Origin of the sequence: Candidatus Accumulibacter vicinus (assembly GCF_000584955.1) — a bacterium.
GTDB lineage: Bacteria > Pseudomonadota > Gammaproteobacteria > Burkholderiales > Rhodocyclaceae > Accumulibacter > Accumulibacter vicinus.
This window is the reverse complement of record NZ_JDSS02000011.1, coordinates 87200-94983: the sequence shown is the minus strand read 5'-3', so window position 1 is coordinate 94983 and position 7784 is coordinate 87200. Positions and strand designations below refer to the sequence as shown.

7 protein-coding genes are annotated in these 7784 nt (G+C 64.6%); 3 read left to right on the top strand and 4 right to left on the bottom strand.

The window, feature by feature from the left end:
• Positions 1-2066: hypothetical protein (locus CAPSK01_RS21655; RefSeq protein WP_273703003.1), on the bottom strand; the 2066-nt coding region annotated here is incomplete at its 3' end.
• Between the two features lie 26 nt (positions 2067-2092).
• Positions 2093-3796 (bottom strand): autotransporter assembly complex family protein, encoded by a 1704-nt coding sequence (locus tag CAPSK01_RS03235; RefSeq protein ID WP_034922409.1) that lies wholly within the window; start codon positions 3794-3796, stop codon positions 2093-2095.
• A 180-nt stretch (positions 3797-3976) separates the two neighbouring features.
• Between CAPSK01_RS03235 and CAPSK01_RS03230 the strand changes: the two genes are divergently transcribed.
• The 3 genes from CAPSK01_RS03230 to CAPSK01_RS03220 all read left to right on the top strand — a co-directional run bounded on the left by CAPSK01_RS03230 (position 3977) and on the right by CAPSK01_RS03220 (position 6476).
• A complete protein-coding gene (locus tag CAPSK01_RS03230) occupies positions 3977-4978 on the top strand; it encodes a cache domain-containing protein (protein WP_273703002.1) in 1002 nt (333 codons plus the stop codon).
• Entirely contained in the window at positions 4975-5316 is a 342-nt protein-coding gene (locus tag CAPSK01_RS03225; protein ID WP_034922405.1) for a hypothetical protein, read from the top strand. The genes CAPSK01_RS03230 and CAPSK01_RS03225 overlap by 4 nt, the downstream gene beginning before the upstream one ends.
• 80 nt (positions 5317-5396) lie before the next feature.
• Entirely contained in the window at positions 5397-6476 is a 1080-nt protein-coding gene (locus tag CAPSK01_RS03220) for a DUF2914 domain-containing protein (RefSeq protein WP_273703001.1), read from the top strand.
• Positions 6477-6497: 21 nt separating this feature from the next.
• Here CAPSK01_RS03220 and CAPSK01_RS21650 read toward each other — a convergent pair whose 3' ends face one another.
• Both CAPSK01_RS21650 and CAPSK01_RS03215 read right to left on the bottom strand, forming a co-directional pair.
• Entirely contained in the window at positions 6498-6641 is a 144-nt protein-coding gene (locus CAPSK01_RS21650; protein WP_273703000.1) for a hypothetical protein, read from the bottom strand.
• Positions 6642-6653: 12 nt separating this feature from the next.
• Positions 6654-7784, bottom strand: a 1131-nt coding sequence (locus CAPSK01_RS03215; RefSeq protein WP_273702999.1) for a DUF4178 domain-containing protein, incomplete at its 5' end; no start/stop codon positions are given.

Genomic DNA, 7784 nt, shown 5'->3' with positions numbered 1-7784 from the left:
AGCGTACCGGCCCAGGTCATGCCGACAGCTTGCGCGGCAAAACCGCCTGCCAGCAGCAAGCGCAGTTCGCGTCGATGGCCTTGCGCCGGCAGGCTGAGCTGTGCGTGCAGGCGGTGCTGGCTGCGCACGCCTTCAGCGTCGATCATCACGTCGCGCACGACGCTTTCCCCGTCCGACAGGTCCAGTCCCGCCAGGCGCAACATGCCAGACAGCTCGCCCTGATTGCCGTTGCCGAGGCGGGCGCTGAGCGTCAGCCCGCGTAGCTGTCCGAAGCCCGGCAGTGCCAGGTGCGCCGATTGCAGATCGGCCGAGACTTCCGGCACCTGCATGCTGCCGCTCAGCACGAAGCGGCCGTTGAGCTCGCCGGCGATACCCAACGGGTCGAGCCTGGGTGCGGCGACCAGCACGGTCAGTTGATCGCCGACGGCGCCGAACGTGCCTTTTGCCGACAGTCGGTTGCCGGCTGCAGTCAGCTCGACATCCGCCTTGCGCAAGCGTTGCCCGGCGAGATCGATTTCGCCGTTGCCGGCCAGCTGTGCTGCCTTTCCCAAGCGGCTGTTCTTCAATTGAAAACTGAGTGCCAGCGCGAGCTGTGGATGGCGGCTGCCCTGCACAGCAAACTCGGCATTGAGGTGCGCTGCGGGTAGCTTGGCGAAACGACTGGGATCGAAATTCTGCAATGTTCCCTGCACGGCAAACCGGCCACTCTCCGACCGCGCGACCTGGCCGCTGGCAAGCAGCTGGGCGTCGCCGGCAAGCAACCGCAGTGTCTCGACGGCGATTTCGTCGGGATGAATCGCCAGTTTGCTGTGGATCGAGAAATGCGCATCATGCAATTCGGTTTCGAGTCGCTGGCGGTTCAAACCCAGCGTGACACGCAGCGGGCCAGCGAGCTGCGTACGGCGCAGACTGCTGTACAGCGCACTCGCGTCCAGCGAAGTCACCGCCAGACGCAGTGCCAGTTCATCCGCATGCAGGCGGCCACTACCCTGCAGACGCCCGCCACCAGACAGACGGGCATCGAGATTCGCCAGATGCAACCCGTTTTCCTCGAGAGCGAGGTCGGCCTGCAGCGATGCCACGGGCAGGCGCTGCCGATCGACGGGTCCCGGACGTCGATTGACCACCGTCAGTCGCCCGCCCAGACCCGCCGAGGCCTTGCCCAGGGGCTCCAGTTCGGCACGCAGATCGAGCGCGGCCTGCGGCGCACCGTCGATCCAGGCTGCAGGGTCGACGGCCGAAAACTGGATCACCGCACCAAGAACAGGCTGTGGCGAAAACGGAGTGATCCGCGCGGCGATTTCGCCAGCGAAGTGTTCACTCGCCTGAGTCACGCCTGCACGCGCACGGCCTTGCAGGACAAAGTCCTCAAGCCGCCCCTCGGCAGTCAGATCGAAAGCGAGCGCTCGCCCGGCAGCATCGCCTTCGATGCCGGCTTTGGCGGTCAGTGCGAAGGGTGGCTCGGCGGCCAGCGACGCTTCAGCAACGACCTTCAGGCCGCCAATACGCGCCTGCAAATGAGGCAATCGGTGCAACAGGCCATCGCTCGACAGTGGCGCCTCGACCGCTTCGGCAACCGTCACCGCCTTCCCGTCCGGATGGGCGTACTCGCCAACTTCGATGCGCCCGACACTCAATTGCCCGACTTCGACCGACAGCGGCCATGCCAGGTTGTCGGGCAGCCGCGTGGCTTCGCTGCTGCCGGCATGGGCTACCCGCAGGCTCGCCACCTTGAGAGAGCCCACCGCCAAGCGGCCGCGCAACAGCTCGACCGGGTGCCAATCGACCTGCAGGTCCTGTACCTGGAGATCCAGCGTCTCATCCCGCCAGCGCAGCGACTGCAGGGAAAACGGCCCGCGCAGCGTGCCTGCCGGCTCGGTCAGCGTGAGCTGGCCAGCAGCCAGCCCTTCGATCATCCGGCAGATGGCGCGCATCCCCCCCGCGCTGCCGAGCAGCCAGACGGTCCCGGCCAGCAGCGCCAGCAAGACCGACAGCACGGCCAGCCACCCGCGCCAGGAGCAGCGTGGCGGCGATTTCTGCGACGAGGCGGGCGGTGCGGCAGTCATTCCGTCGCTTATCGCTCCAAGGTCGTTCAAAAGGGAATCGCCAGCGAGAAATCCAGCCGCAGCTTGCCCTCGCGCTGGCCATAGGCGAGGTCGATGCCGAGCGGTCCGGCCGGACTTCGCCAGCGTGCGCCGACACCATAACCGACCGCGAGGTCGATCGCCTGGCGATTGTCGACCGCGTTGCCGGCATCGACAAAAACCGCCGCACCCCAGGTCGGGTTGAGCCAGTGCGTGTATTCGCCGCTGATCGTCGCCAGGTAACGTCCGCCGACGGTCGCGTCGCCCTGTTTGACGCCAAGGCTCTGATAGGCGTAGCCGCGTACCGAGTTGCTGCCACCGGCACGAAAAAGGAAATCCTGTGGGATGCCCTGTACGGATGACGCAAAAGTGACCCCCAGCTCACCGCGAAAGAGTAGCGCGTCGCTGGCGCTGAGCGGAATCCCCTGGCTATAGCGCAGATAGGTCCGGACAAAGTCCTGATCGGAAAGCAGTGACTTGCTCCCGCCACCCCACTGAAACTGCAGGGAGATGCCCTCGGCGGGATCGAGCGGATCCCTGGCGTGCCGCCAGGTCCAGCCGAGTTGTGCGGTCAGGGCACGCGCGGTGGTGGACGGCGCACCCTGCGGCGACTGTCGTTCTTCTTGCCAGTTGATTCCCAAACGCTGCTCGACGCTACCGTACTGTTGCAGTCGCGTGGCCCCGACGGCGAAACGGCGGATGCCCAGGTTCTCGATGTCGGAGTGCTCGACTGCCGTACCGACACCGTCACGACGCTGCCCTTCATCGGGCGGAAAAAACACGTCGGTGTAGGCCGTCTGACGCAATTGTTCGATACGAACGCCGGTATGCAGCTCCCAGGCGCGGCCAAAAAGATCACTGCTCCGATAAGCGGATTCGACACGAGCGCCGGTGTTGGTGCTGTAACCAGCACCCAAGCTCAACTGGTAAGGGGCGCGCTCGCGCAGGTGCACGTGCACCGGCGCGCTCACCCGGCCATCTGCGGACGTCGCAGCAGCATTACTGTCACGTTCGAGGGTAACGCTGACCGACGAGAAGTAGGGCGTACTCTGCAAGGCCGCCTGCAAAGCCAGCAGCTTGTCCTCGCGGTAGGGTTCGCCGGGCTTGACGGCGCGATTGAAGCGCCTGACCAGTTCCTCCGGGTAGCGCTTGAGACCGCTGATCTGGAGTTCGCCGAAGCGGTAGCGTGGACCACTTGCCACCACGACCGTCAGTTCGACCCGGTGCGCTTCGGGATCGACCTCGGCACGGCTGTCCTGCAGGCGCGCAGCCGCGTAATCGACCGCCAGCAGTTCGGCCAGCAAGGCTTGCTTGGCCTCGTCCCAGTCGGCTTGCCGGAAGGGCTGGCCAACGGGCAGTTTCCAGGTCCGCAGCAACGATTTTTGCCACTCGGGGTCGAGATCGCCGACAATCTCGATGTGTACACTGCCGATCAGCGAGCGCGGGCCGGGATCGACCGCCAGCAGCAACTTGCCGTCGTGCGGGCGCAGCACGACGTGCGGCGAGAAATAGCCTTCGGTTGCCAGCAGCCTGGCGACCTCGCGCTGCATCCGGCGCTCGAACGCCGCCTGCGCCGGAACATCGGCGACATCGCCGATTTCCAGGTAGCTGCTCAACACTTCGCGCACTTCCGCAGGCGCCTGCAATTGTGGTACCACGGCGGCAGCAGGCGGGGCGAACAGCAGGGCGGCAAGAAAAAGGGGTTTATGCATGGCTTGATCAGATACAGGCTGGCCGCCTCCCGGCCTTTTCCTCAGGGTGCCGAAAGGCCGCGGCGACGCTGCCCGCGAAGCCGGAAGCTGCAACAGCAGGCAGCATAGGATAAACCCTTATCAACTGCCGCAGGCAGATACCCTCGACAATTCCTCACGATTTCCAGAAAAGGAACGAACATGTGGACCTTCGATTCTTGGCGCGTTTCGGTACGAATTCAGGTGCTGGTTGGGCTGTCCCTGGCGGGTTTGTTGTTGCTCACCATCGCCGCGTCGCTTCAGCTTCGCACCAGCATGCTCGAGGACCGCAAGAACAAGGTCAAGAACCTGGTTGAATATGCTCTGACGCAATTCGCCTTCTACGACAAGGAGGCCAGATCCGGCAGGCTGACTCTCGAACAGGCCCAGCAGTCGGCAAAGGAAACGCTGCGGGTCGCCCGCTATGGCAACAACGACTATTTCTGGATCAACGACATGCATCCGCGCTCGGTCATGCACCCGATCAAGCCGGAAGTCGAGGGCACTGATGTCTCGGGCAGCAAGGATGCCGCGGGGGCGCCGCTGTACCAGAAGTTCGTGGACACTGTCAAAGCCAGCGGCGCCGGCTTCGTCGAGTATCGATGGATACGAACACCGGGCGGTCCCGGCGTGCCGAAGCTCTCATACGTCAAGGGCTTTCAACCCTGGGGCTGGGTCATCGGCACCGGCATCTACATCGACGATGTCGATAGCGAGTTTCGGCAGCAGTTCCTCAGGCTCGGTGGCATCTCCCTGGCGCTGCTCCTGCTCCTGGGCCTCCTGGGCTGGCGGGTCGGCGGCAGCATCCTGCGACAACTCGGTGGCGAGCCCAGCTACGCCGCCGAGGTGACGCGCCGCATCGCTGCCGGCGATCTGACGCAGAAGGTGACCTTGGGGAGCCGTGGGGGGGCCAGCCTGCTGGCCTCGCTGGCCGAGATGCAGGGCCGGCTGGCGCAGGTCTTCGGCCAGATTGATCAGACCGCGGGGGGTCTGTCGCGCAACGCATCAGCCCTGTCCACCGCGGCCGCCGAAATCGGCCGGGCCGCCGAAGCGCAGGCGCAGGCCACTTCGGCGTCGGCAGCAGCGCTGGAAGAAGTCACGGTCAGTATCAACGAGGTGTCGGCCTTGGCCGGCCAGACCGAAACCGGTTCGGAACGTACGTGATCGAGCAGATCCAGAGCGAAACCCGGCAGACGGTCGATGGCATGCAGGAAGTGACACCGAAGACCGACCGTGCCCTGGCCAAAGTCCATGCGGTTGCCGGGATGCTGCAATCGATCAGCGGGGAAGCCGCCGAATCGCGCAGCCGTGCCGGCGAGGTGGCGAATGCGACCCACGAGCAGGCGGTTGCTGCCAACGATATCGCTCGCAACGTCGAACAGGTATCGCAGATGGCCGAAGAGACGACGGCGACCATGCACGTGAACGCCAACAGTGCCGCCGAACTCGACGCCATGGCCAGCGATTTGCGCGCTCAGCTTGCCTATTTCCGGGTCACGTAGGCGGCGTCCGGCAAGCGTGGAGCAGCGGTGACCGAACGGGAGCGTGCGCATTGCCGGCCTGCCGGTGGGCAATGGATTCCATGAATTCGATCCAGATCTGGACTCTCCTGCGGCAATTCTATCCGGTGGCCGCCTTTCTCGGCGGTTTCGTCTGGGATGCGCTGACCATCGGCCAGCGCATCCGGGTCGTCGACTTCTGGCGCCTGGGAGCTTTCCTGCTTGGCGCCGCGCTGCTGACGCTCTGGCTGGCGCGCCGTGGCGCGCTCGGGGTCGCGGCGCCGGAGGCCGATCAGTCGCTGCGCGCCCGCTTTCGCTCGCTCATCTGGCAGGCGCCCTATCTCCTGCTGCAGTTTTTTTTCGGGGGGATTTTCTCGGCGCTGTTCATTCTCTACTTCAAGAGTTCCGGACACCTCGGCACCTGGCTCACCGCCGCCTTTCTCGGTGCACTCCTGATCGGCAACGAGTTTGCCGGCGACCACTACGGGCAGCGCTTCACGCTGACCTGGGCCTTGTTTGCGCTAAATGCGATCCTGCTCTTCAATTTCGCGCTGCCGCATGCCCTGGGCAGCCTGAATCCCCTCTGGTTCTACGCATCGACGGCCACCGGCCTGCTCCTGACGCTGCTCCTGCGCTGGCTGGCACCGGGACGACCGGGACGCAGCGGCCCGGCCTGGAGCCTGGCTGCGCTGTTGACGCTGGCCTTCAGCCTCGACATGATTGCGCCGGTGCCGCTGGTCAAGCGGCAAATGGCGGTCGGACAGGAGTTCGTGCAGGCGGACGGCAATTACACGCTGCAAATCGAGCGGGCGGCGTGGTGGCAATGGTGGCGCGATCAGGCGAGCACCGTTCATGTGCCGGAAGGCGGCCGTCTGTACGGCGTATCGGCGGTGTTCGCGCCACTCGGGGTGACCGCGTCCCTCGAACACCGCTGGGAAGTCCATGCCGCCACTGGCTGGCGGGTGGTCTACCGCCGGCCTTTCCAGAGCACTGGCGGCCGCGATCGTGGCTTTCGAGGCTACTCATGGGTACTCAATCCTCCGCCTGGCGACTGGCGTTTCATCGTCGCCACCCAGGATGGCCGGACGATCGACATTCTGCGCGTGACGGTCGCGCGCGGTGCGCCGCCTCGCGAAGAAGTGCGTATCCGGGATTTCAACTGAATCTGCGCCAAGCGCTTGTCCTTATTTGTGATAGCCGCGTCCGCTGCCGGCGACGCGTGCGGTCTGGGTGGCGGCGTCCTGGGCAAAGAGACTCCAGCCCTGATACTGGGCATACGAGAAAAAAAGCAATGCCAGCAGGCCGACGATCCAGTTGCTCCTGATCATGGCGATCGCACCTCAGTCTGCCTCGCCACCCAGGTCGCTCTCGTTCCAGCGCCGTGCCTCGAAAGCCGCCTTCCGCCAACGCGACCACAAGGGGAAGATCACCAGGAAGATCAGCAGCAGCACATAGTTCGACCAGCCCACCGGGTCACGAATGACCTCCAGGGTGTCGACCACTGCCGACACATTGTCTTTCCCGAGTTCGTACTCGATGACCAGGTAGTAGGTGCCTGCCGGCACGGCCTTGAACACCATTTCATCGGACGCCGAACCCTCGGCCCAGCTCTCGCCGTCATCGACGCCCTGGTAGTAGCTGATTTCCTGCATTCCCAGGTAAGCCTCGCCGCTGTTCTTCTCGACCAGGGTGGTGTTCACCGATAGCCAGTTATTGGCGACATCCGTACTGTGGCGGACCTGCAGCGCGCGTGCGCGGCTGTTTAGGACGAATTCCTGGCTGCTCAGCGTCGCCTCTTCGTTCTGTGGCGAAAGCACGATGCGCTGCTTGAGTACCGACTGCGATGCGAAGAACAGCACGAAAACAAGCTGCACGACGGTCGCTGCCAGCGCCAGTTGCCAGAACAGTCGGCAAGCGCGGCGATGCCTTTCCAGCAGCGGGTTCGGCTGGTTGGCATAGACTCCGATCTGGCGGGGCGGCGGCGCCTTGACGCCGAAAGCGGCACGTATCTCGTCGGCCGGCCGATACTCGGCCTGTGACCAGTTCGCCTCCTTCGCCGTCACCTCGCGTGACAACATCCGCGGCGGACAGACATAATCGTCAACGGCACAGGTCTCGCCGACGGCAACCCGCCAGTAGAACTCGCCGACGACATAGATCACCTCGGCCGAGCCATGGTTGTAGAGCCTGAACTCGTTTCCTTGATACTTGAACTTCGTCTGCCCGTGACCGACCGACGGCGGGTTGGAAAGCGTGCGCGCATGATTCCAGTGGCCCTGATATTCGATCAGCCAGGAAAAACCCTGCTGCCCGTTGAACAACAGATATTCCGACCACGCATCATCGCCGCCCTGCGAGCGGCTGCTGCGGCGCATGAAACCGATCACTTCCCAGTCGATGCCGTCCAGCTTGCCCTGGCTGCCGAGCGGCAGCCAGGGCATTTCGCGCAGCGCCTGTGCGGCCCTGGCCAG